Source organism: Pseudomonas sp. DTU12.1 (genome assembly GCF_009873475.1).
Classification (GTDB): domain Bacteria; phylum Pseudomonadota; class Gammaproteobacteria; order Pseudomonadales; family Pseudomonadaceae; genus Aquipseudomonas; species Aquipseudomonas proteolytica.
This window is the reverse complement of sequence record NZ_CP045254.1, coordinates 2,933,650-2,956,471: the sequence shown is the minus strand read 5'-3', so window position 1 is coordinate 2,956,471 and position 22,822 is coordinate 2,933,650. Positions and strand designations below refer to the sequence as shown.

Genomic DNA, 22,822 nt, shown 5'->3' with positions numbered 1-22,822 from the left:
CAATGTCTGCAGGTAAAACGCGAATCAGCCGAGGTCGCCACCGCCTACCGGCAAAGTCACGCCGGTGATATAGGAGGCTTCGTCAGAGGCCAGGAACAGGATTGCGCCCACTTGTTCGTCGATGTTGGCGTAGCGCTTCATCAGGCTGCTATCCAGGGTCTGGTCGACGACCTGCTGGTACCACACGCGCTCCTGCTCGCTCTGCGGCTGGTTATTGCGCGGGATGCGCCGCGGCGGTGCCTCGGTGCCACCGGGCGCGGTGGCGTTGACGCGAATGCCACTGCCAGCGGTTTCCAGGGCCAGGCAGGCGGTCAGGGCATTCACCCCGCCCTTGGCCGCGCCATAGGGCACGCGATTGATCCCGCGCGTGGCGACCGAAGACACATTGACGATGGCGCCGCTGCCCTGCTCCAGCATGTAGGGCAGCACGCAATGGCAGCACCACAGGGTGGGGAACAGCGAGCGGCGCACTTCGGCTTCGATTTGCACCACCTCGTAGTACTCAAAGGGCTTGGCCCAGATGGTCCCGCCGACGTTGTTGATCAGAATGTCGATGCGCCCAAACCGTACCTTGGCGGCGGCCATTACCTCGGCACACTCGCCATGCTGCTCAAGGTCGGCGGTCAGGGGCAGCACCCGGGCGTGCTGCAACTCGTGCACCAGTTCCGAGCGATCGACTGCGACCACCCAGGCACCTTCCGTAAGCAAACGCTCGGCAACGCGCCGACCGATGCCCTGGGCGGCGCCGGTGACCAGCGCAACCTTGGAGTCAAAACGTGGAGTCATGCTGATTTCCTCAGGCCGCATCAGAGCTGGCGACAACGTTGGGGGTAAATTTCTCGTAATGAAAACTGGCCGGGGTCACACCCATCTGCTTGAAGTGCTGGCGCACCGCATCAACCATCGGCGGCGGCCCGCACAGGTATACGTCCACATCGCCGCCATTGAGAACGTCGCTGGCCATATGCTGGGTGACATAGCCCTGGCGCGGGTGCGCGGTCTGCGGGTCGGCCACGCAGGTCACAAGCGTGAGGTTGGGCAACTGCGCGGAGAAGGCCTCCAGGGCCTCGACCAGCACCAGGTCCTGATCCCGGGTCACGCCGTAGATGAGCGTAATCGGCCGGGTTTCCCCACCCATGGCCAGCACTTCAAGCATCGACAGAAACGGTGCCAGGCCGGTGCCGCCGGCCAATAGCAGCAGCGGCCGCTGCACCTCACGCAGGTAAAAACTGCCCAACGGCCCGGTCATCGCTACGCTATCGCCCGGCTGGGCACGCTCCAGCCAGCCGCTCATCAACCCGCCCGGTACATGCTTGATCAGGAAACTGGCGTGGGTGTCGCCAGGGCGGCTGCTGAATGAATAGGCGCGCGTCTGCCCGCTGTCGGGCACGCCGATATTCACGTACTGGCCTGGGAGAAACACCGGAGCCTGATCCAGTTCGAAACTCACCTGCAGTGCGGCATCGGCGTGGCGGGTGATGCCGGCCAGCGTCGCGACGAACTGCGTAGTGCCGGTCTTGCATGCACTGGACGGCACGGGCACGGCAATCACGCAATCGGACTGCGGCACCATCTGGCAGGTCAGTACCTGGCGTTCCTGGGCTTCGTCCGCGCTCAGGGCGTCTTCGATATAGTCGTCGCCCAAGTCGTAGGCGCCGGTTTCACAGCGGCATTTGCAGGTGCCGCAGACGCCATCCGAGCAATCCATGGGCAGGTTGATGCGTTGGCGAAAGGCGGCGTCGAGCACCTTCTCTCCCACCTTGCAGTCGATGAAGCGGGTCACCCCATCTTCGAAGTTCAGGGCAATGGCATACGTCATGGCGGTGTCCTCAGATGTGGTAGATGTCGATGACCTGGTGGATGTAATCGTTTTTCAGCACCACCTTCTTGCGCGTGATCAGCGGCTGCTCGCCGCGTATATCCAAGGCATAGAACGAGGTGCCGAAGTAGCTGTCGGTGGTCTTGTAGCGGTGGCTGAGGGTGTGCCAATTGAAGCGCAGCTCGACCTGGGCACCATCGTCGGCCAGCACTTCGAGGTTGCACAGCATGTGCACGGTGCGTGGCTCGGGCGTGCTGGCGCTGGAGCGCTCGGTCTTGATGCGGAAGATGCGGTCTTCCAGGCCGTCACGGCTGGGGTAGTAGATCAGCGAGATTTCGCTGTGCGGGTCTTCGGTGAGGGTGTCGTAGTCATCCCAGGCGGGCATCCAGAACTGCGCCTTGGGGGAATAACACGCCAGCCATTCATCCCATTGGCGGTCATCCAGCAGGCGCGCTTCGCGGTAGAGAAAGTCCAGCAGGCGCTCACGGGACAGGCTCATGGCTGCACCTCCCGGTCGCTGGCGATGAGGCCTTGCTGTTCACGCTCGATCGCGCGCTGCAGGCTCTGGGCCCAATGCGCATGCTGGCGTACGAACAAGCCTTCGTCTTCGGTCTTCACCCCGCTCAGTTGCGGCTGCATGCCCATGGCCCTGGCGTTGTCGTCCGCCCCCTCGACCCACTGCTTGGCACCCCGGCTCAGGTCATTCCACAAGGTGCTCGCGCCCTGGTAGCCGGTCTGGCAGGCACGGAACTCTTCCAGGTCATCTGGAGTGCCCATGCCGCTGACGTTGAAGAAGTCTTCGTACTGACGGATCCGCGTCGCCCGCTCCTGGGGGCTTTCGCCAATCGGCGCCATGCAATAGATCGTCACCTCGGTTTTGTCCACCGCCAGCGGCCGCACCACGCGGATCTGCGTGGAGAACTGGTCCATCAGGTACACATTGGGGTAGAGGCACAGGTTGCGGGTCTGGTCGACGATAAAGTCGGCGCGTTCCTGGCCCAGGCGCTCGGCCAATGCCGCGCGGTGGGCATGTACCGGCCGCACCTCGGGGTTGAGCAGGCGCGTCCACAGCAGGATATGCCCATGATCGAAGGCGTAGACCCCGCCCAGGCTTTTCGACCAGCCATTGGCATCGACGGTGCGCGTGCCTTCGCCCTCGTAATTGCGCCGGCCCATGGTTGCCGAGTAGTTCCAGTGCACGGAGCTGACGTGGTAGCCATCGGCGCCGTTCTCGATCTGCAGCTTCCAGTTGCCGTCGTAGACATAGGACGAACTGCCGCGCAGCACTTCCAGGCCCAGGGGCGCCTGGTCGACCATCTGGTCGATGATGACTCGGGTTTCGCCCAGGTAATCGCTCAGTTCCGGCACCGCCTCGCTGAGGCTACCGAACAAAAAGCCGCGGTAGTTTTCAAAGCGCGCCAGGCGCTTGAGGTCGTGGGAACCCTCGCAGTCGAAGCTGTCCGGGTAGGCGCCGGTCTTCTCGTCCTTGACCTTGAGCAGCTTGCCGGCGTTGCTGAACGTCCAGCCGTGGAATGGGCAGGTGAATGAGCCTTTGTTCCCCTGTTTGCGCCGGCACAGCATGGAGCCACGGTGGGCACAGGCGTTGACCAGGCCATGCAGGGTGCCCTGCTTGTCGCGGGTGATGACCACCGGTTGGCGGCCGATCCAGGTGGTGTAGTAGTCGTTGATCTCGGCCACTTGGCTTTCATGGGCCAGGTAGATCCAACCGCCTTCGAAGATGTGCTTGATCTCGAGGGCAAACAGGTCGGGGTCGGTAAAAATGTCGCGGCGGCAGCGAAACACCCCGGTCGCGGGGTCTTCCTGGACGGACTCGCGCAGTTGTACGGCGAGGCGGTCGAGTGTACTGGTCATGGGGCAGGCCCTCCGTTGTTCTTGTATCAGGCGCCCTCACCGTACGTGTTCGTCCCCTGCCCCAATATCCACTTCCTGCAAATCTGTATCCGGCTGGCGCAAGCGGCTCAGCGATAGCGCTTCCAGGTCTGCGAAGGCAGCTCGCCAAAGCGTTTGCGATAGGCCTCGGAAAAACGCCCCAAGTGCACAAAGCCATGGTCCAGCGCCACCTCGGTCACGCTACGCGCGCTGGTCAGTTGCAGGCGCGCATGCACCCGTTCCAACTTGCGCCGGCGCACATAGTCACGGGGCGACAGGCCGACCTGACGCTCGAACAGGCTATACAGCGAACGCTCGCTGACCTTGGCCACGGCCATCAGTTGCTCGATGCTGATGTCTTCGCTCAAGTGCTCCTCGATAAACTCGCGCACCGCCTCGAAGCCGCCGCCTTGGCCCACCTGGGGCACTACCCGCAACACGTTACTGGCCAACAGCGCCAACAGCTTATTGGCCACGATCCTCTCGTACAGGCCTTGTACTTGCGGCTCGGCGGCGTTTTCTGCTTCGTGGCAGATCAACCCGAGCAACTGTAGGAAGCCGTCCATTTCACTCAACGCATGGCGCGCCGCGGCAAACCGGATCCCCGCTTGGGGCAGTGTCCAGTGCTGCGCCAGGCAAGCGTTTTCCAGCAGGCGCACCGGTAACTTGATGATGAATTTCTCGCAATCGGCGGAATAGGTCAGGTCCACCGGGTCATCGGGATTGATCAGCAGGATCTCGCCCGGCCCGAAGATAAGCTCCTCACCCCGGGAATTGGAGCGGCAGTGGCCTGTCAGCAGGATCTGCAGGTGGTAAATGGTTTCCAGCGCCACCGACGTGACCTGCACCGGCGCGCCGTAGCTGATACGGCACAGGTCCAGGCTGGAAAAAGTCCGGTGGCTGATACTCGCCATGGGCCGGCCCTTGGGCGGCAGGCGGATACAGTGGCTACCCACATGCTGATTGACGTATTCCGACACGGCATAGGCATCGGCACCCTGGAAAATCTGGCTGCGCTCACTCAATAGCACGGTCATGGTGCGCCTCTTTATAGTTATTGGCCTCAGGCTGAGGCGTGGCGTGGCGAGCGTCCAATATGGATAAGGTCTAAAGGGATACCCTGGAGGTATGGTGGGCTGATTGCGGCTTGATAATGCGCACTAGGCCGGGCATCAGGCGGCGGGCCACCGGCCACATGGCGACACGTCTTGATACGTGTTGGCCGATGCCGACTTGCGGAGAGGGGGTCCCCCGCTGGGTTGCGCAGCAGCCCCGAAAACAGCCACCTCGGTGTATCTGGCGGAGCTGGGTGAGGCTATTGGGGCGGCTTCGCCGCCCAGCGCGGGGCAAGCCCGCTCGCCACGAAAAGCCAGCTGTTCACCCCCCTGTGGCTAGGGGCTTGTCCCCCGCTGGGTTGCGTAGCAGCCCCAAAACCAGCCACCTCGGTATATCTGGCAGACCGTGGTGAGGCTATTGGGGCGGCTTCGCCGCCCAGCGCGGGGCAAGCCCGCTCGCCACAAAAAAGCCAGCTGTTCCCCCCTCTGTGGCGAGGGGGCTTGTCCCGCTGGGCTGCAACGCAGCACCAAAATCAGCCACCTCGGTATATCTGGCAGAACGGGGTGAGGCTATTGGGGCGGCTTTGCCGCCCAGCGCGGGGCAAGCCCGCTCGCCACAGGTCAGTACTGGCCCTTGATTCAGGGCAATTGGCCAAACAGCTGTTTTTGAAAGGTATGGGCCAAAGACGAAATGAGCCTACGACTGAGTAGGTAATGATTCGCTCATTTGCGTGTGACATACCGCCAGAATTTCATCGGCCAACGCCGAGTCGTCAGGACAGGCGCGCGACAACATGATCGCACCGACCGCGCGCGCCAGCAGGTCGATCATCTTCGCCCTCGCCTCCCCCGGCGCCGCATCCGGCCCGGTCGGGTATTTTTTACCGAGCGTTTGCAACATGTGCTCGATACCTTCAGCGAAGGCCGATTTCAACTCGGTGGACTGACGCGCCGCGTCACCGCACAACGCTGCCATGGTGCAACCCGTGGAGCGCCCGTCGCGATGCTCCCTGGACACGTACACGTCAATGAAGTCCTTCACGCTCATGGCTTCGGCGCTGGCCAATGACTGCGCAAGACTGTTGGCCGACGCTTGCGCCATCAGGTCAGCCTTCGAGCCAAAATGTTTGTAGAAACCGCCGTGGGTAAAACCGGCGGCGGCCATAAGGTCGGCCACGCCGACACCATCAAAACCGCGCTCGCGAAACACCTTTGAGGCCGTTTCGACAATGTGCTCCCGATTTGCCTGGGCCTGGGCCTTGGACACTCGCATATTCGATACCTCTGCACCGCTGAAATTCATCAGCTGATCATACATAGATGCTGATCATAATCAAAACTGTTGACAGCTTAGATTTCGATCATCATCCTAAATGCCAGCGATATGCCCACCGAATCAGGTTTATCGCTGCAGCAATCCCAATCCATATTCCAGACCAAGAGCCCACATCATGACTACTCGCCCTACCGTTCTTATCACTGGCGCGTCCACTGGCATCGGCGCGGTTTACGCCGAGCGTTTCGCCCGACGCGGGCATGACCTGGTGTTGGTCGCCCGCGACCATTCGCGCCTGGAAACGCTGGCTGCGACGTTGCGTGGCGAACACAGCGTCGCCATTGAAGTGCTTCAGGCCGACCTGACTCAACTCAGCGACCTGCACACCGTCGAAGCGCGCCTGCGTGATGACGCGCGCATTGGCATCCTCGTCAACAATGCCGGCGCCGCACAGTCCGGCACGTTCATCGAGCAAAGCACGGATAGCGTTGCGCAACTGGTGGCCCTCAACACCACCGCGCTGGTGCGGTTGGCCAGCGCCATCGCACCACGCCTGGCCAAAGCAGGTGAAGGCGCGATCATCAATATCGGCTCCGTGGTGGGGCTGGCACCTGAGTTCGGCATGTCGGTCTATGGGGCGACCAAGGCGTTTGTGCTGTTCCTTTCCCAAGGCCTGAGCCTGGAGCTTTCGCCTCAGGGGGTTTACGTGCAAGCCGTATTGCCAGCCGCCACCCGCACAGAGATCTGGGACCGCGCCGGTATCGACATCAATACCTTGAGCGAAATCATGGAAGTGGCTGATTTGGTCGATGCGGCGCTGGTCGGCTTCGATCGTCGCGAACCGGTGAGCATTCCCGCGCTGCAGGAAGGCGAGCGCTGGGATGCCCTGCAGACCGCACGCCAGGGCCTTTTGTCGCAAATCAGGCAGTCCACCGTGGCGCAACGCTATTTGACGCAAGTCTGACGATTATCGAGCCGGCCGGCCTCACCCCACTCTCGATCCACCGACAAGGGCAGCTGCAACATGAAGGCATTTTTTATCGAACGCTACGGCAAGCAGAGCGCAATGATTGGCGACATGCCTGACCCTGCAGTGGGTGTGCACGACGTGCTGATCCAGGTGCATGCGACAAGCGTGAACCCGTTGGACTCGAAGATTAAAACGGGGGACTTCAAACTGATCCTGCCCTATACCTTTCCATTGGTACTGGGCAACGACCTGGCCGGAGTGGTCATTCGCACAGGCGCGGCGGTGGAGCGATTCAAGCCGGGCGACGAAGTCTACGCACGTCCCCCGGAGGCTCGGATCGGGACGTTTGCCGAACTGATCGCCGTGGACGAAAACGCCCTCGCGCTAAAGCCGGCGAACCTTGACATGGCCCAAGCGGCGTCCATCCCCTTGGCCGCTTTGACGGCCTGGCAGGCGCTGGTCGAGACCGCCCAACTGAAAAAAGGCCAAAAGGTGCTGATTCATGCCGGATCCGGCGGTGTCGGCACGCTGGCCATTCAACTTGCCAAACACCTCGGGGCCTTCGTCGCGACCACCACCAGCACGGCGAACGTCCAATGGGTGAAAACACTCGGGGCGGATGTGGTGATTGATTACACACATGAGGATTTTGCACACGAGTTGCGCGATTTCGACGTGGTGTTGCACAGCCTTGGCACCGCGCTACTGGAGAAGTCGCTCAAGGTGCTCAAGCCGGGCGGACAACTTATTTCCCTTTCGGGGCCGCCGACTGCGCAATTTGCCCAAGCGCAAGGCTTGTCCTGGGTGCTGGGGCAAGTGATGCGCCTGCTGAGCAGCGGCATTCGCAGGAAAGCCCGCAAACAGGGGGTGAACTATGCATTTTTGTTTATGCGTGCCAACGGGACACAACTGCAGAAAATCACTTCGCTTATCGAGACAGGTGTCATCAAGCCGGTCATTGACCGAACGTTCCCTTTTGAGTCCATAGCAGAGGCGCTGCGGTACGTCGAACAGGGCAGATCGAGAGGCAAAGTCACCGTGACAATCAGGTAAGCGCCGATCAATCTCGGGGAGCCGGGCCAGTCGAACTTCCAATGCTTGCGAGAAAAATCCTGGTGTCCCGATTGGACCGCAGATGAACCACACGGCAAGCGGCTGGTGCAGTTGCCACGAGGTGCTGCATCTTTGCCCGCGCTGATTTTTTCGTCCGCCACATGAATGCAAAAAACTCCGGCAGGTTCGCCAGCATTTCGGGGCAGTTCTCGGGCAAGTCAGGCCGAGACTTCCCGCGATGGAGCAGCGCTCTGAGCAGGACGCGCAAGAATCGAAGCGGCGCTGAACGATCAATCCAGATCAAAAGATCTGCACGGGCCACTCGGTTGTCCCACGTGGCTGAATGGCCACCCTCGAATATCCAGTTATCGCGGGCCTCGACCTCAAGACAAAGCCGCGTCTTCTCGTCCCAGGTTCGTTCAACCCATCCTGGCTGCCAGTGGATAGTGTCGATATGAACCACTGGCAATCCGGTGCACTGGCCAAGCTTACGCGCCAACGTGCTTTTGCCAGACCCAGGTTGGCCCACAATCATCACCCGTTGCATACAAACTCCTTGTCGATGGGCCGCAACACTACTCAACCATAAGCCCTCGACGCACGCGCCCCGCTCTTTTGTAGGCTCTTACCACCGTATTGGTCTCACAAGAAATGATCCCCTCCAAGGCGCCCATCCGCGTGGTTGAGACGCTCCACAGATCATGAATATCACGACACAAGACATGCCAAAACAACTGCGAACCGCCACTGGTACCAAACAGGCAACGCGTGTGTTCATCCTTTGCCAGCGCCTGGGCAATCCCCTCTGCCGCACCCGGTCGGGTTTGGAGCGACACAATCGCCTCGACCCCGTAGCCCACCAACAGAGGCTCCAGTTCCACGCGAAATGTCAGGGCATTACTGTCGACCAGCCCACTTAGCATGCGCTGGACCTTGGGCTCACTGACGCCGCAGGTTTCAGCAAGCACGCCCAGGCTGGCCCTTCCATCGAGCATTAACGCGCCCAGTAGCCGCATTTCGTCAGCACTCAGGCTTACCGGCCCGGCCAGCACCGGCTCAGTCGGCACCGAACCATCGATACGCCAGCGACTGGCTCGCCTGAACGATCTGAGTACCACTTGCGTTTGCACCTGCCTTACCCCCGGCACCAGCGGCAACTCCTGCACCACCATGTCAGAAAGCGCTTCCACACTGGGTAAGTTGATCTCGGTAAAGATGTCGAACTCTCCCGTTGTCGCCATGACCACCTGGGTCTGCGGCAACTGCGCCAGATGCTCCGCCACTTCCCGCTGGCGCCCGTCGGCTACCCGGATCCATGCATGCAGCACCGGGCCGCTCCCGACGACAACCGGATCGAGCTCGCCGATGACCCGGATGTAACCACTGTCCATCAAGCGTTGCAGGCGCCGCGACAGCGTACGCTCCGCCACATCGCAGCAGGCACTCAGATCCCGCCAGGTGCCACGAGGGTTGGCTTGCAGTGCAATCAGGCAGGCCAGATCCGTTTCATCCAGCGCAACATGTCTTTTTTCATCCGTATCAACGGTTGACGAGACCATATTCTTACAATACCTTCGCTCAAGTGGCTAAATTAAAACAAAACAAGGCCGCACATGTCTAAAAATAATTACAATTCAAACCCAAAGGCACAAGCCAATGAATTATGCGACTCAAACGTCCCACGCGGCAAAGCCGCAGGTATCCACCGCGCGCAAAATTGCTGCTGGCAGCATTGGCAATGCGGTGGAGTGGTTTGACTGGACGATCTATGCGTCGTTCGCGGTGTTCTTTTCTACCCAATTCTTTCCGAAAACTGACGAAACGGCGTCATTGCTAGCGACTTTCGCTATTTTCGCCGTAGGTTTCTTCATGCGTCCCATCGGTGGCTGGGCCCTGGGGATCTACTCTGATCGCTATGGCCGCAAATCAGCGCTGGGCGTCACCATCATGCTGATGGCCGGCGGCTCCCTGATGATCGGCATAACCCCCACCTACGAGCAGATCGGCCTGCTGGCGCCGGTTTTGCTGGTGATCGCGCGACTGATGCAAGGCTTGTCGCTGGGCGGCGAATACGCGTCAGCCTCTACTTACCTTGCCGAGTTGGCGCCAGACCACCGTCGCGGCTTCTTTTCGAGCTTTGTCTTCTTTAGTTCCGCTGCGGGCATTCTGACCGCTTCGGCGATTGGCTGGGCACTGACCACCGTCCTCACCGACGAGCAGATGAGGGAGTTCGGCTGGCGCATTCCATTCTTGCTCGGCGCCTTGGGCGGTATCGCAGGCATTTGGCTGCGTATGTCGGTGCCTGAAGCGCAAGCCTCAACGCAAAAAACCAAGAAGGTAGAGAAGCAACCGCTGCGCACCCTGCTGCGTGATTATCCGCGCGAAACCCTGCGGATCGTGGGCTTTTCGATCCTCAGCACCTTTGCCTTTTACCTGTTCGTCATCTACATCCCGACCTATGCCATCCGAGCACTGCACGTAGAGTCCTCCACAGCCTTTGCGGCGAATACGGTGGCAATGGTCGCGTTCATGCTCGTGCACCCACTCTTCGGCATGCTCTCGGACAAGTTCGGGCGCAAGCCGCAACTGATCGCTTTTGCCCTGGGTTACCTGCTGTTCTTCTACCCGATTATCACCAGCATGCAGCCGACGTTCTCATCGATCCTGATGGTGGAGTTGTTCGGCCTGTTGCTCTACGCGCTTTATACCTCGATTGCGCCCGCAATCATGTCTGAACAATTCCCCAGCAGCGTTCGCGCCGTCGGCATTGGTGCGCCCTACAACCTGATGGTGGCATTGCTCGGCGGTACCACGCCTTATCTGCTGACCTGGCTGCAGAGCCACGGTCAAGAGAGCTGGTTCTTCTATTACGTGCTCGCAGGCGCCGCGCTCACCCTGATTACGTTCATCAAAATGCCAGAAACAGCCGGGAAACCACTGAAATAGCCACTGGCTCGAACACCGCGATGCGATCCCCGTGAACGACGGTCGAACACGGGGATACCGACCCACATATCTTAGATAGAAATTATGCGCGAACCATCCGAAGACCTTTGTTTCCAGACTGCCCTGCAGATTGCCCATCTGATCGCTACCCGGCAGACCACCTCACGCGCGGTCACCCAGTACTTTCTGGACCGTATTGCTTGCAGCAGTGCGCTTAACGCCTTCACCGTAGTCTTCGCCGAGCAGGCCCTGGCGGCAGCCGATGCCGCCGATCGCGCGCTCGATACCGGACACACATTGAGTCCACTGCATGGCGTACCGGTTGCCATCAAGGACAATATCGAGATCGCCAACACCCTGGCGTCGGCAGGTTCGTTGAGCCGTCTGACCACGATCAGCGCCGTGACCAGCACCGTCGCGCAACGATTACAAGCGGCCGGCATGGTGATCGTGGGCAAGACCCAGATGACCGAGTTTGCCTTCGGTTTATCCGGGCAGAATCCGACCCGAGGCACGCCCTGGAACCCCTGGGACGCCAAGCTGCATCGCGCGCCGGGCGGATCCTCTTCAGGCGCGGCGGTTGCTGTTGCAGCAGGCCTGGTCCCGATTGCAGTGGGTGGTGATACCGGCGGATCGATACGGGCTCCCGCATCGTTAAATCACTTGGTCGGCTTCAAACCGTCCAGCGGGCTCATCAGCCTGGACGGTGTCGTGCCACTCGCTCCCAGCCTGGACGTGCTGGGCCCAATCGCCCGCGACGTTTACGACGCCCACGCACTTACCGCCATCCTTGCCAGCCCCTCTACGGACAATGGGTTGAACGTTCAGGCTGAACTTGCAAGTGGGCTGGTGCCACCCCAGCCGGGCACAGTGTTGGTACTGGACCAGAGTGCGTTCCCCTGTGCGCTGTCCATTGGCGCCCGCAGGGTATGGGATCAAGCCTTGGCCAAGCTGGACACGGCCGGCTGGACGCTGGAGTACTGGGTTCCAGATGATGAGTTAGCGATCGGTCGGCTTTCCGAGTGCAACTCGATGATCATTGCTTATGAGGGGTATCGCGAGTTTGGTCACCTTGCACATGACCCCGAACAGCTGCTCTGGAAGGTTGTACGCAATCGAATCCTTGCCGGCGCCGATATCAGCCGTGACGCCTACGAAAGCGCCGTTGCACAGCGTGCATACGCAGCCGAGGCATTCACACGGGCGATCGGCTCATCCGGGGTTCTATTGATGCCTGTCAGCGGCCATGGGGCCCTGCCCCTTGATGACCAGGACGCTGATCACGCCAGTATTGGCAAGTTCAGTCGAGCCAGTAACTACCTCGGCACGCCGGCAATCGCCCTCCCCGCCGGATTCGACGAAGCACAGATGCCGATTGGCGTGCAGTTGCTATCCCCGGTATTTACCGACATGCACTTGCTGAACATCGCGAGCGCGATGGCACCTGCGCTGTTACTTGACGAGCGCAAGCCGGAGCTTGGGCGATGGGGGCTTTGAACCGAAGGAAGATAGGGTGCTGGTTTGTCGACCTTATCCTCAAGTGACGGGTTGTGAACGCAACGCCGAAAACAGCCGCTGATTTACACTTTTGCGCCTCGTGGCCCCTTGGCCTGGGACTATCTAGTGCCCTGGGCCTCTTCGATAACCCACTCCACAAACGCCTTGACCTCGTCACGTTGCATCGCCTCCGGCCGGGTCACGACGTAGTAGGCAAATCGTGCAGGCCAAGGCTTGTCCAAAACTTGCACGAGGCGGCCCGCCGCAATTTCCTCTTTCGCATATTCCACTGGCACCAGGGCGAGCCCCTGCCCGGCTTCTGCTGCGCGAATAAGCAGGAAGTCATCTTCGAAAGCGCTCCCACGTTCGGCACGTGGATCGTTGCCGACGCCATGGGCCGAAAGCCATAAGGGCCAATCTGCGCGGTCAGCGTCGTGCAACAGAGGGTACTCGAGGCAATCCTGCGGCTGCGTGAGCACAACGTTTGCGGGCACCAGGGCGGGGCTGGCCACCGGTACCAATACCGGCGCCATCAAGTGCGTGACGTGCAGGTTGGGATAGACCCCAAGCCCATGGCGCAATGCAACGTCGACACGATCCCGGCGCATGTCCGCGATGACGGACGTCGCTTCGACCCGCACTTCGATGTGTGGGTATCGCTGGTTGAAACGGCCCAGGCGCGGCACCAGCCACGACGCCGCGAACGTAGCAACGGTACTGACCGTCAGGGTTTGCCAGGATTTGGCTTGTTCCAGCGACAGCAGCGTCTCCTGGATCTGTTCGAACGCCTGGAGCAAGGCGGGATGCACGCTGGCCCCGGCCTCAGTAAGACGCAAGCCGTTGCGCTCACGGGTGAATAGCGGCATGCCTACCCGATCCTCCAAAAGCCGAATCTGTTGGCTGACCGCGCCCGATGTGACGCTCAGGGCCTGGGCAGCCGCCTTGATACTGCCACGCTGGCCTACCTCAACGAAGGTACGTAACGCCAGATAAGGAAGGGATGTGGCCATGATGTTTAGTTTTCCTAAATTCAGCGACTAAAAAGGATCGTTTCCACTGTGCCAACGGGCGTCTGATGATAAGCCTTGTTTAGCGAAGTTAAACATCATTAGAAAAACTATATCAATCAGGATACCCCTATGAATCACCCTCGTTGGCGGCTCTGCCTCATCTTGTTGTGCACGACGCAATTCGTCGCCCTGCTCGACTTCTCCATCACCATGATCCCTTTGCCGCAGATCCAGGAAAGCCTGGGCTTTACGCCCGGCGCCTTGCAGTGGGTCATCAACGCGTACGGCGTCGCCATTGCAGGCTTTTTGCTGTTGGGGGGACGCGCCGCCGATATGTTTGGTCGTCGGCGGGTGTTCCTGCTCGGGTTGATGATCTTTACCCTGGGCTCCCTGCTCGGCGGCTTCTCACAGACCCCTGCCATGCTGATCGCCACTCGGGCCATGCAAGGCTTTGGCGCGGCTTTATTTTCGCCCGCCGCGTTTTCGTTGCTACTGGCGCTTTTCCCCGATCAGGCCTCACGCAATCGAGCCCTGGGTGCCTGGACTGCGGTGGCTGCAAGCGGATTCGTCGCAGGCCTGATCCTCGGCGGGATGATCACCGACCTCATGGGCTGGCGTTGGGTGCTGTGGATCAACGTGCCCGTGGGTATGTTGGTGATAGCCCTGGCAGGCAACCTGCCGGTGGGCCAACGCGATGCCGCAATGGGCGCAAGGCGCCTGGACATAGGCGGAGCGATTCTGGTCGCTGCGGGGGCCGCAACACTGGTGTTCGCGTTTGCCAACAGCGAGCATGTCGGCCTTTCGTCTCCCGTCACCTATGGGTTGATTGCTTTGGCCATGGGGCTACTGGCCTTGTTCGTCTGGGTCGAAAGCAAAGTCGAATACCCGTTGATGCCCCTTCCGATTTTCTGCAGGCGCCTGACGGGCGGCGCGAACCTGGTGTCGCTGTTGGCGAACACGGCACTGGGGCCGACGTTTGTCGTGGTTGCGCTGTATATGCAGGAAATCCTCGGTTTTACGGCCACCCAGACCGGCCTTGGGCTGCTCCCGATGGCGGTCGCCTTCACCCTCTCCAGCGCCTGGGCCGGGCCGGCACTGATTGCCAGGGTAGACACCAAGCCAGTCATTCTCGGCGGCATGACCCTGTTCATTGCCGGCCTCGCGCTGCTGGGCACGTCGTTGGCCGTGGATACGTCCTGGGCCCTCTCCATCCTCCCCGGCACGGTATTGGCAGGTGTGGGTTATGGCATCGCGTTTCCGGCGTGGACCGTGGCCGGTATCGAGGGCGTGGCTGAAGTGGATCACGGGCTGGCGGGAGGCATGCTGACCACGACCCAGGAAGTCGGCTCTGCGGTGGGCCTGGCGGTGGGTGTGGCCGTGAGCATTGCAGTGCTGGCCGGCGGAGGAAGCTCGGTACAGGGCTTTAGCTATGCCATTCTGGTGTCCGCGTGCATGGTCGTGCTCGGTTTGATAGGTGCGGCGCTCATCCTGCCGGGCAAGGCCAGCACGCTGGCGCTTGCACGATGAACGCCTCTGCGCCAGTTGAAAGATCAAGCCTGGGTGAGCATTAGCCCCCTTCAAAGCGCCGCATAAACAAGAGCCGATAGCCGGCCAGGACGGGGATCAATCATCGTATGGCTACCCGAAGTCGTAGTGACAAAACCAAAGCTCACTCGACTTTCGGGATCGGCGAAACTCACCGGACCGCCCAGCCCAAGATGGCCAAAGGCATTGGGGCCCATGGCCAGCGAAGCCGTCGGATCGATTTGCTGCTCCAGCATGCAACCTAATCCATAACGCATTGGGCGCATCCATGTCCGGTCCATGCCGTGACTGTGCTCTTGGGTGAACTCGTTGAGCAGTTCGCGACCGATAAAATTTCCCGCCAGCAAGGCGCTATAGAAACCGGCCAGGCCGTGAGCGGTGCCGTGTCCACATATCGCCGGTTGCCGATACGCCCACCAGCGAGGGTCATTGGTGCGCCTAGGCACCATGCCGGGGTTGGTGAAGGCAAATGTCGCGATATGCAATGGCTGGTTTTTCAGCACGGTCCGCAACGCTTGTGAGTAGGGATCACCGACCCGGCCTGTGGCATTGACGAAACGAGCGATACGGTGAAAGTGCTTTTCGTCCACGCCAAGGTGAACGTCGAGGTCATGGGGGTCCAGAATCTCTTCGTGGATAAAGACACAGGCATCGCGCCCGTCCACCCTGCGAATCAACTCGCCGAGAATCCAGCCGAAGGTGGTGGTGCCATACCCCAGGTCTGTGCCCGGCTCCCACCACAGCGGCTCGGCCTCCAGGACCCGTATCATATGGTCCCAGTCAAACATCATGGGGTTATGGTCGGGGGCTCGCAGCGCCGGCAGGCCCGCAGTATGGTTCATCACCTGGCGCAAGGTCACCTTGGCTTTGCCACTTTGGGCGAACTCGGGCCAGTAACGGGCCACCGGCGCATCCAGCTCCAGCTTGCCCTGCTCGACCAACATCAGCACAGCCACCGCGACATAGGGTTTTACCACGCAAAACGTATTGGCCAGGGTATCGCGGGTCCAAGGCTTGGACCCCTCCTGGTCCGCCATACCGGCCCACAGGTCGATAACCCTCTCTCCATCTACTTGCACGCAGAGCCCGGCGCCACGCTCTTGTGGATCATCAAACATGTCCTCGAAGGCTTGCTGGACCGCTTCAAACTGCTTGGCACATATCCCTTGCGCTTTCATGCATCAAACTCCTGGTATTTGAAGTACTGCCCTTGGTTTGCCAGGCGGCAGGAACGATCCTGCTGCCTGGCCGGCCATTACTAAAACAACGTTATTCTCGCGAACTCAACCATTTAATGTGCGTGGAACATTCAACCCCGCGAACGCGTTTGAGAGTGGTCCATTGAAAAACGGTTCGCGCGTTTATAGGTGCCGAAGTCATTGAATCTGACACCTGCCTGCGCCATGACTTTATGCGCATAAGGGGCCGTCATCTGACGCAGGTAGAATGGGTCTCGCACAACAAAGTGGTGAATACTGTGAGTACTGCCGAAGTTAAAGCAGAACATCTGGAACGGCCACAACCACCAAGGGTTCATTACCTGGGTTTGTTGTAATGCATTACGCGGGGCAACATCACCGTAGTAGTGCATATTGGAGCTGATAAAGAACAGACAGAACTGCCTTATAAGATTGGGAGCGATCAGAATAACGACTACGCTATTGACGACTTCCATTAACGTCAATGTCGTAGCAGAACTATTAACCTCCTCTCCCACGATTGAACCAAACCAGACATACAGGTGGTAACCGAGGAACACATACCAGCACCCCCAGTACAAAAGCCCGAAAGGTGTATTGAGTCGAATAATCTTGCCTAACAATCTTACCTTTTGCCGCCAACCCGGAGCAAAAACCGCATTCAGGAAACCAAATACAAACCCATCCATCAGTTTCAATAACCGGAGCATTCCCCAAGGGCTACCGCTGGTGGTAATCCAGGCTTCCACATCCGAATCAGTTCCGGACTCTTTATGGTGATGAAAGTGCAGACTGCGCCTTAGCCAAGGGCTGGGCATTCCCGGTCGAGCCAACCAGCAAAAAAACATCATGGCATTATGGGCCAGTGGTTGTTTTCGGAAATAAAGCCGATGAATCAAGTCATGTTCGATTTCATGGATAAACGAAGTCAGCAGAGCATTGATAAAAATACACATCCACCCCGGGATAAAACCCTTGATGTAGAGCCCTCCCGTGACCGCCATCCCTACCAGGGAAAACACCATGACACCCGCGCCCAAAGCATCCTGATGCTGCAGGATCGGGTAGCGCTTGCGCAGGTAGTTCCCATGTTCGGTAATTCGCCGGGTGACATTATCAATCTTTTCCTGATCGGTACTTTGGCGGTCAATTCCGCTGGTGTCTTCCAAGACTTTCATCCATTCATCCTCTGTTTGCGTCGGGGAATTACCAGCTTCGTCAAGCCGGTCAAGTCAATTGTTTGAGCGATAAACAGCAGGCATTCAAATTTATTGGGCAAACTCACTCGCGCCACTCAATAAATATGAAATCGACTGTTTTCGAAAAACTTGTTAGGATCATTCCAAGCTTCAAAATGATAAGACAAGTTCAGTTCTTTGCAACTGTGTATTTTGGGCGAGCTTAGTGTTACAGGCATTTGTGTAATTTTTAATAATTTAGTTACAGTTTGTACAAGGATAAAATAACTGCGTACAAGTATTGCCAAGGAGGCACCATGAGATTGCATCGCATCAAATATTTTCGGCTCTCTCTACAAGAATCCGAGGGTAGCGCGGAGAAAAAAACGAGCCATGATGTATTTGACGCAGTGTTTTGCGATGACCCTGCAGACCATGCCGCGAATCGCCCTGGCCTGGAAAGGCTGATTCGCTACACACAGTGCGGGGACACTGTGGTGGTCGACAGCATGACATCGCTCACCTCAAGCACCGAGCAACTGTGCACCATCACTCGCCGGCTGATTGAAAAGCAGGTAACCCTGGAGTTTTTGAACGAAAACCTGGTCTTTCGGCATGACTGCCTTGAAGTCATGGAACCCATCATTGCGGTAATGGAACTGATCGCAGAGTTCGAGCGCGCAGCAACGAGGGAAAAACAGGCAATAGGCATTGCCAGCGCAAAAATGCGTGGGGCTTATAGAGGCCGAAAGAAAAAACTGTCTGACAATCAGGTTGTAAGTTTAATTGACCGCGCCGGCACTGGAGAAAGTAAATCCAAACTAGCGCGTGATTTTGAAATAAGCCGCCAGACACTTTATCGGTACTTGAGATCTACTTAGAGGGCCAGTTACCTGCGGTGCAAATGTGGGTGGCTGCAGGCGTATTCAAACCTGCGCCGCCTCACATAACCATCGCACTTGACTCTGTCCCTTGGGACAAGCTCTACCCTGCCTTATCTACTTCAGTTTCATCGTCAGCGGATAAGGCAACCCATGAGTACGTTATGCCAGTTCACCTATGTACATAGAGCGCCTTCTCCCTGATTCGACGTCGGCCCGCAGTTTACTGGGTTGGGCTTGCGGTGGGTAATACCGGCTTTGAGGGACACGAACGCTCCCATCCGCCGGATGATCGTGCAGGCACCACCCCGCAAATGCGCCAGCTGGTTTATCCGTTTAGTTAGCAACTTTGCTTGCTGAACACCAACACCCACACTAAGATGCGACGAATTCTCAAATGCACCCAGTTATCGCGCGGAGGCTTTTCGTGTCGTCGCCATCCACTCCTTCAGCCCCTCACGCCGAAATCCGCACGCTATACATCGATCACCACGCGTGGTTGCTGGACTGGTTGCGCAAGCGGCTGCGCCATGGCGACAACGCTGCGGACCTGGCTCACGACACCTTTGTGCACATCCTCGGCAAGCCGGAGCGGTTGCAGGAGTTGCGTCAGCCACGAGCCTGGTTGAGTACGGTGGCTCACGGGCTGCTGGTAGATCGCGTGCGGCGCCAGCGAGTCGAACGGGCTTACCTGCAAGCCATTGCCCACCTCCCGGAAGCTGGGGTGCCGTCACCGGAGTCGCAGCTGATCCTGTTGGAAACCCTGGTGCGCGTCGACGCACTGCTCGATGGCCTGCGGCCCAAGGTGCGCATGGCGTTCCTGATGTCGCGGCTCGAAGGCCTCAGCTACAAGGAGATCGCCGAGCGCCTGACCATCAGTCTCAGCTCGGTGGAGAAGTACATGGCCACTGCCATTCGCCACTGCTACCTGGCGCAACGATGATCGCGCCAGATGACGTGCTGGACCAGGCGGTCGGCTGGCTGGTGCGAATCGAGTCCAACGGCGCGACCCCAGAGGTCCTGGAAGCCTGCCAACGCTGGCGCCAGGCCAATGCACTGCATGAAACCGTCTGGCAAGCGCTGCAAAAAAGCGACGCCACCTTTCAGAGCCTGACCGCGCTGCCCGGCACCGTGGCCCTGGATACCCTCGAGCGCCTCAACGGCAATCATCACAGCCGGCGCCAGGCCCTCAAGGCGCTGGGGGTGGGGCTGCTTGCCTGTGGCGTTACCGGCTGGTCACTGCGCGAAAGCACGCTGGTGCCCTGGGGCGCGGACTATGCCACCGGGGTGGGCGAACGGCGGCAGTTCCTGCTGAGCGACGGCACCCGCCTGCAACTGAACACGGCCAGTACGGTGGACGTTCAATTGGGCGCCCAGCGTCGGCTGATCACCCTGCGCCGTGGCGAGATTTTCATCGATACCGGCAAGGACAGCGCCGAACCCGGTGGGCGCCGCAGCTTCTGGGTCAGCACCCGGCATGCGCAGTTACAGGCCATCGGCACCGCCTTTGCAGTGCGTGACGAGCAACAGGGTACGCGCCTGCGGGTCGAGGATGGCGTGGTGGCCATTCAAGGCGCTGGCGAGCCGGTCCTGGTTGCCGCCGGTGAGGAATACCAGATTGATGCCAACGGCAGCCACCGTGTCCAGGTCAGCACCCTCAACGCCAGCGCCTGGACCCGTGGGCAATTGGTCGCCAAACGCATGCATCTGGGGGACCTGAGCGCCGAGCTGGCGCGTTATCGCCATGGCTGGTTGCACTGCGATCCAGCCATCGCGCAGTTAGAGGTATCGGGCGTATTCCAGCTCGATGACATCGACCACGCCTTGAGCGCCCTGAGTGATTCGCTGCCGGTACGCATCGAGCGCTTTACGCCGCTCTGGACCCGTGTCGTCGCTCGTTGAGCCGGATGAGAAAAAATCGCAAAAATTTTTACGGGTTTTGCCCAGCCCTTCGACAGACAGGCAACACACCTCGTCATTCGAAAGGAGCTCGCCGTTCATGTCCCAAGCGTTGATTCCCCCTCGCCCCCTGCATCGCAGCGTTCTGGCGCTAACCCTCCAGAGCCTGTTGCTGGGCGCCGCGACTGGCCTGCCGCTGGCCAGCTTTGCCGTACAGGCCGAACAGGCCGAGAGCCGCCATTACGACCTGGCCGCCGGGTCGCTGGAAGAGTCACTCAACAGTTTCGCCCAGGTGGCCGGGATCACCCTGCCCTTTGATCCGGCCCTGGTGCAGGGCAAGCGCGCGCCGGCGCTGCGGGGTGACTTTGGGGTGTATGAGGGGCTGGACCGCCTGCTGGTGGACAGTGGTCTGGCCGTTACGCGCAATGCCAGCGGCAACTACCTGCTGATACCGCGCAGCCAAGCCAGCGGCGCTGTCGAGCTGGGCGCGACTACCGTCAGCGGCCTGGCCCTTGGGTCGACCACTGAAAACAGCGGCTCCTACACCACCGGGGCGATGCAGACCGCGACCAAGCTGCCATTGTCCCTGCGCGAGACGCCGCAATCGGTCACAGTGATCACCCGCCAGCGCATGGACGACCAAGGCATGCGCAGCCTTGACGACGTCGTCCAGGCCACGCCTGGGCTGCGGTTGTCGGCCTCGCGCCCGGCCAACAGCGAGTACTTTGCCCGGGGTTTTCCCATCACCAACCTGATGTTCGATGGCCTGCCCACCACCTATAACGCCGACTGGGTGGCGGCCGCCGACCTGGCCCCCTACGACCGCGTCGAAGTGGTACGCGGCGCCACCGGCATGATGCAAGGCGCCGGCAACCCATCGGCCGCCATCAACATGGTGCGCAAGCGTCCCACCAAGGAGTTCCAGGCTAGCATCACCGGCAGCGCCGGCAGTTGGGACAACTACCGCAGCGAACTGGACGTTTCCGGCCCGGTCAATGCCAGCGGCACCGTGCGTGGCCGCTTTGTCGGCGCCTACAACGACAAGGACAGCTATCAGGATTACGCCGGGCGCGAGCGCGGCGTGTTCTACGGGATCAGCGAGTTCGACCTGAGTGACAGTACGACCCTGACCGTGGGGGCGTCCGACCAGAACGACAATAACAACATCAACTGGGGCGGCTTGCCGGTGAATCCGGATGGCAGCCATATGGGTTTCTCCCGCTCCAAGACTTTCGGATACAGCTGGTCGCACCAGGACGTCAACAACAAGACACTGTTCGTCGAACTCGATCAACGCTTCGATAACGATTGGCGCCTGCACCTGGGCGCCTCAAAAAACTGGTCCGAATTCAAGATGATGGGCGGCGTGCTCGAACGCAACAACGACGCCACCTACCGCCAGCGCATCTTCAACCAGGGCCGTGACTTCGACCAGTCCACCTATGACTTTTTTGCCAGTGGCCCCTTCTCGCTATTGGGCCGCCAACATGAACTGGTGGTGGGCGCCAGCAAGCGCCAGCTCAAGACCGAGGCCACCGGCGGCCACGTGTTTGTCGGCGTACCCGACATCAACGGCTTCAGCCCCAAGGGCCTGGCTAGACCAACCGTTCCGGACGTTTACTCCCTCAATGACAAAGTGGATCAGGAAGGTCTCTACCTGACCACCCGCTGGAACCTTGCCGACCCGCTGAAAGTCATTCTCGGCGCACGCCTGGACTGGTACGACGCCACCTCGATCTATGACCAGACCAACGATCAGTACTACACCTCGGGCAAAACCAAGGAAGTGCGCCACGTCACCCGCTATGCCGGGGTTATCTATGACCTGGACGACAACCACTCGGTCTATGCCAGCTACACCGATATCTTCCAGCCCCAGACCGAGAAGAATGGCGAAGGTAACGGGATCAAGCCGATCACCGGCGAAAACTACGAAGTGGGTATCAAGGGCGAATACTTTGGCGGCGCGCTGAACGCCAGCGCTTCGCTGTTCCAGATCGACCAGCTCAATCGGGCGGCGGAAGTGGCCGACTCCAGCGTCTGCCGGGTCATCCCCGTCGGCAGCTACGGCTGCTATGAAGCCGCCGGCAAGGTACGCAGCCAGGGCCTGGAACTGGAGATCAACGGTGCCCTGACCCCCAACTGGCAAGTGGCTGCCGGCTACACCTTCGCCCAGGCCAAGTACGAAAAAGATGCGGACAAGAACAAGGAAGGCACGCTGTTCGACACCGACGTCCCGCGCCACATGTTCAAGGCCAATACCACCTACCGTCTGCAAGGCGACATGAGCCAATGGCGCGTCGGCGCCAACCTCTATAGCCAGAGCGCGACGTTCAACAAAGGCAGCAACGTGTTCGGCAAATTCCATATCGAACAGGATGCCTACGCGCTGGTCGGGCTGATGGCGGGCTACCAGGTGAATAAGCATCTGGATACCCAGCTGAACATCAATAACGTCTTCGACAAGAAGTACTACCAGGGCATCGCCAGCAACTCGACCTGGAGCCCGTACGACGTATTTGGCGACCCACGAAACTTTACCGTTACGGCGAAGTATTCCTTCTAAGGGGCAACAGGAGATTTCGGATCCCCCCAAAACAGACC

Annotated in this window: 20 protein-coding genes; 9 read left to right on the top strand and 11 right to left on the bottom strand. The window is 59.7% G+C overall.

What is annotated here, in order from left to right:
* Positions 1 to 24 precede the first annotated feature (24 nt).
* The 6 genes from GDV60_RS12890 to GDV60_RS12865 form a co-directional block, all read right to left on the bottom strand.
* Entirely contained in the window at positions 25 to 786 is a 762-nt protein-coding gene (locus tag GDV60_RS12890) for a 1,6-dihydroxycyclohexa-2,4-diene-1-carboxylate dehydrogenase (protein WP_159907467.1), read from the bottom strand.
* Positions 787 to 796: 10 nt separating this feature from the next.
* On the bottom strand, positions 797 to 1,819 hold the full coding sequence (gene benC / locus GDV60_RS12885; protein WP_159907465.1) for a benzoate 1,2-dioxygenase electron transfer component BenC: 1,023 nt from the start codon (positions 1,817 to 1,819) through the stop codon (positions 797 to 799).
* Positions 1,820 to 1,829: 10 nt separating this feature from the next.
* Positions 1,830 to 2,318, bottom strand: coding sequence for a benzoate 1,2-dioxygenase small subunit (benB, locus tag GDV60_RS12880; RefSeq protein WP_070994934.1), 489 nt, complete (start codon positions 2,316 to 2,318; stop codon positions 1,830 to 1,832).
* Positions 2,315 to 3,691: a Rieske 2Fe-2S domain-containing protein gene (locus GDV60_RS12875; RefSeq protein ID WP_159907463.1), complete on the bottom strand. Its 1,377-nt coding sequence runs from the start codon at positions 3,689 to 3,691 to the stop codon at positions 2,315 to 2,317. The genes benB and GDV60_RS12875 overlap by 4 nt, the downstream gene beginning before the upstream one ends.
* A gap of 107 nt (positions 3,692 to 3,798) precedes the next feature.
* Entirely contained in the window at positions 3,799 to 4,746 is a 948-nt protein-coding gene (locus GDV60_RS12870) for an AraC family transcriptional regulator (RefSeq protein WP_159907461.1), read from the bottom strand.
* 715 nt (positions 4,747 to 5,461) lie between these two features.
* Positions 5,462 to 6,037 carry a TetR/AcrR family transcriptional regulator gene (locus GDV60_RS12865; RefSeq protein ID WP_159907459.1) on the bottom strand — a complete coding sequence of 192 codons (576 nt, stop codon included), beginning with the start codon at positions 6,035 to 6,037 and terminating at the stop codon, positions 5,462 to 5,464.
* A gap of 178 nt (positions 6,038 to 6,215) precedes the next feature.
* Here GDV60_RS12865 and GDV60_RS12860 point away from each other — a divergent pair, with 178 nt between their 5' ends.
* On the top strand, positions 6,216 to 7,004 hold the full coding sequence (locus GDV60_RS12860; protein ID WP_159907457.1) for an SDR family oxidoreductase: 789 nt from the start codon (positions 6,216 to 6,218) through the stop codon (positions 7,002 to 7,004).
* A 60-nt stretch (positions 7,005 to 7,064) separates the two neighbouring features.
* On the top strand, positions 7,065 to 8,063 hold the full coding sequence (locus tag GDV60_RS12855) for an NADP-dependent oxidoreductase (RefSeq protein ID WP_159907455.1): 999 nt from the start codon (positions 7,065 to 7,067) through the stop codon (positions 8,061 to 8,063).
* A 7-nt stretch (positions 8,064 to 8,070) separates the two neighbouring features.
* Here the strand turns inward: GDV60_RS12855 and GDV60_RS26805 are convergent, their stop codons facing one another.
* Entirely contained in the window at positions 8,071 to 8,610 is a 540-nt protein-coding gene (locus tag GDV60_RS26805; protein WP_029290620.1) for an ATPase AAA, read from the bottom strand.
* Between the two features lie 28 nt (positions 8,611 to 8,638).
* Positions 8,639 to 9,622, bottom strand: a complete 984-nt coding sequence (locus GDV60_RS12850) for an Lrp/AsnC family transcriptional regulator (protein WP_050492663.1) — start codon at positions 9,620 to 9,622, stop codon at positions 8,639 to 8,641.
* A 97-nt stretch (positions 9,623 to 9,719) separates the two neighbouring features.
* Between GDV60_RS12850 and GDV60_RS12845 the strand changes: the two genes are divergently transcribed.
* Entirely contained in the window at positions 9,720 to 11,009 is a 1,290-nt protein-coding gene (locus GDV60_RS12845; protein WP_159907453.1) for an MFS transporter, read from the top strand.
* A gap of 84 nt (positions 11,010 to 11,093) precedes the next feature.
* Positions 11,094 to 12,506, top strand: a complete 1,413-nt coding sequence (locus tag GDV60_RS12840; protein WP_159907451.1) for an amidase — start codon at positions 11,094 to 11,096, stop codon at positions 12,504 to 12,506.
* A 119-nt stretch (positions 12,507 to 12,625) separates the two neighbouring features.
* Here the strand turns inward: GDV60_RS12840 and GDV60_RS12835 are convergent, their stop codons facing one another.
* Positions 12,626 to 13,516: a LysR substrate-binding domain-containing protein gene (locus GDV60_RS12835; RefSeq protein ID WP_159907449.1), complete on the bottom strand. Its 891-nt coding sequence runs from the start codon at positions 13,514 to 13,516 to the stop codon at positions 12,626 to 12,628.
* Between the two features lie 129 nt (positions 13,517 to 13,645).
* Here GDV60_RS12835 and GDV60_RS12830 point away from each other — a divergent pair, with 129 nt between their 5' ends.
* The gene (locus GDV60_RS12830) at positions 13,646 to 15,043 is read left to right on the top strand and encodes an MFS transporter (RefSeq protein WP_159907447.1); all 1,398 of its coding nucleotides are present in this window, start codon (positions 13,646 to 13,648) and stop codon (positions 15,041 to 15,043) included.
* A gap of 50 nt (positions 15,044 to 15,093) precedes the next feature.
* Here the strand turns inward: GDV60_RS12830 and GDV60_RS12825 are convergent, their stop codons facing one another.
* Both GDV60_RS12825 and GDV60_RS12820 read right to left on the bottom strand, forming a co-directional pair.
* Positions 15,094 to 16,239, bottom strand: coding sequence for a serine hydrolase domain-containing protein (locus GDV60_RS12825; RefSeq protein ID WP_070996239.1), 1,146 nt, complete (start codon positions 16,237 to 16,239; stop codon positions 15,094 to 15,096).
* 131 nt (positions 16,240 to 16,370) lie between these two features.
* A complete protein-coding gene (locus GDV60_RS12820; protein ID WP_159907445.1) occupies positions 16,371 to 17,438 on the bottom strand; it encodes a fatty acid desaturase in 1,068 nt (355 codons plus the stop codon).
* A gap of 317 nt (positions 17,439 to 17,755) precedes the next feature.
* Between GDV60_RS12820 and GDV60_RS12815 the strand changes: the two genes are divergently transcribed.
* The 4 genes from GDV60_RS12815 (at position 17,756) to GDV60_RS12800 (ending at position 22,784) form a co-directional block, all read left to right on the top strand.
* Positions 17,756 to 18,319, top strand: coding sequence for a recombinase family protein (locus GDV60_RS12815; RefSeq protein WP_070996240.1), 564 nt, complete (start codon positions 17,756 to 17,758; stop codon positions 18,317 to 18,319).
* Positions 18,320 to 18,746: 427 nt separating this feature from the next.
* Complete coding sequence (locus GDV60_RS12810) at positions 18,747 to 19,262, top strand: sigma-70 family RNA polymerase sigma factor (RefSeq protein ID WP_256679378.1); 516 nt, start codon at positions 18,747 to 18,749, stop codon at positions 19,260 to 19,262.
* A complete protein-coding gene (locus GDV60_RS12805; RefSeq protein WP_159907441.1) occupies positions 19,259 to 20,221 on the top strand; it encodes a FecR domain-containing protein in 963 nt (320 codons plus the stop codon). The genes GDV60_RS12810 and GDV60_RS12805 overlap by 4 nt, the downstream gene beginning before the upstream one ends.
* A gap of 97 nt (positions 20,222 to 20,318) precedes the next feature.
* Positions 20,319 to 22,784 (top strand): TonB-dependent siderophore receptor, encoded by a 2,466-nt coding sequence (locus GDV60_RS12800; RefSeq protein WP_159907439.1) that lies wholly within the window; start codon positions 20,319 to 20,321, stop codon positions 22,782 to 22,784.
* Positions 22,785 to 22,822 lie beyond the last annotated feature (38 nt).

Excerpts from the sequence above, each read along its gene's own strand:
- GDV60_RS12870 (WP_159907461.1), bottom strand. The coding sequence starts at position 4,746 with ATGACCGTGCTATTGAGTGAGCGCAGCCAGATTTTCCAGGGTGCCGAT.
- GDV60_RS12815 (WP_070996240.1), top strand. The coding sequence starts at position 17,756 with ATGAGATTGCATCGCATCAAATATTTTCGGCTCTCTCTACAAGAATCC.
- GDV60_RS12855 (WP_159907455.1), top strand. The coding sequence starts at position 7,065 with ATGAAGGCATTTTTTATCGAACGCTACGGCAAGCAGAGCGCAATGATT.
- GDV60_RS12865 (WP_159907459.1), bottom strand. The coding sequence starts at position 6,037 with ATGCGAGTGTCCAAGGCCCAGGCCCAGGCAAATCGGGAGCACATTGTC.
- benC (WP_159907465.1), bottom strand. The coding sequence starts at position 1,819 with ATGACGTATGCCATTGCCCTGAACTTCGAAGATGGGGTGACCCGCTTC.
- GDV60_RS12860 (WP_159907457.1), top strand. The coding sequence starts at position 6,216 with ATGACTACTCGCCCTACCGTTCTTATCACTGGCGCGTCCACTGGCATC.
- benB (WP_070994934.1), bottom strand. The coding sequence starts at position 2,318 with ATGAGCCTGTCCCGTGAGCGCCTGCTGGACTTTCTCTACCGCGAAGCG.
- GDV60_RS12820 (WP_159907445.1), bottom strand. The coding sequence starts at position 17,438 with ATGAAAGTCTTGGAAGACACCAGCGGAATTGACCGCCAAAGTACCGAT.
- GDV60_RS12850 (WP_050492663.1), bottom strand. The coding sequence starts at position 9,622 with ATGGTCTCGTCAACCGTTGATACGGATGAAAAAAGACATGTTGCGCTG.
- GDV60_RS12835 (WP_159907449.1), bottom strand. The coding sequence starts at position 13,516 with ATGGCCACATCCCTTCCTTATCTGGCGTTACGTACCTTCGTTGAGGTA.
- GDV60_RS12800 (WP_159907439.1), top strand. The coding sequence starts at position 20,319 with ATGTCCCAAGCGTTGATTCCCCCTCGCCCCCTGCATCGCAGCGTTCTG.
- GDV60_RS12830 (WP_159907447.1), top strand. The coding sequence starts at position 13,646 with ATGAATCACCCTCGTTGGCGGCTCTGCCTCATCTTGTTGTGCACGACG.
- GDV60_RS12875 (WP_159907463.1), bottom strand. The coding sequence starts at position 3,691 with ATGACCAGTACACTCGACCGCCTCGCCGTACAACTGCGCGAGTCCGTC.
- GDV60_RS12805 (WP_159907441.1), top strand. The coding sequence starts at position 19,259 with ATGATCGCGCCAGATGACGTGCTGGACCAGGCGGTCGGCTGGCTGGTG.
- GDV60_RS12825 (WP_070996239.1), bottom strand. The coding sequence starts at position 16,239 with ATGAAAGCGCAAGGGATATGTGCCAAGCAGTTTGAAGCGGTCCAGCAA.
- GDV60_RS26805 (WP_029290620.1), bottom strand. The coding sequence starts at position 8,610 with ATGCAACGGGTGATGATTGTGGGCCAACCTGGGTCTGGCAAAAGCACG.
- GDV60_RS12890 (WP_159907467.1), bottom strand. The coding sequence starts at position 786 with ATGACTCCACGTTTTGACTCCAAGGTTGCGCTGGTCACCGGCGCCGCC.
- GDV60_RS12845 (WP_159907453.1), top strand. The coding sequence starts at position 9,720 with ATGAATTATGCGACTCAAACGTCCCACGCGGCAAAGCCGCAGGTATCC.
- GDV60_RS12840 (WP_159907451.1), top strand. The coding sequence starts at position 11,094 with ATGCGCGAACCATCCGAAGACCTTTGTTTCCAGACTGCCCTGCAGATT.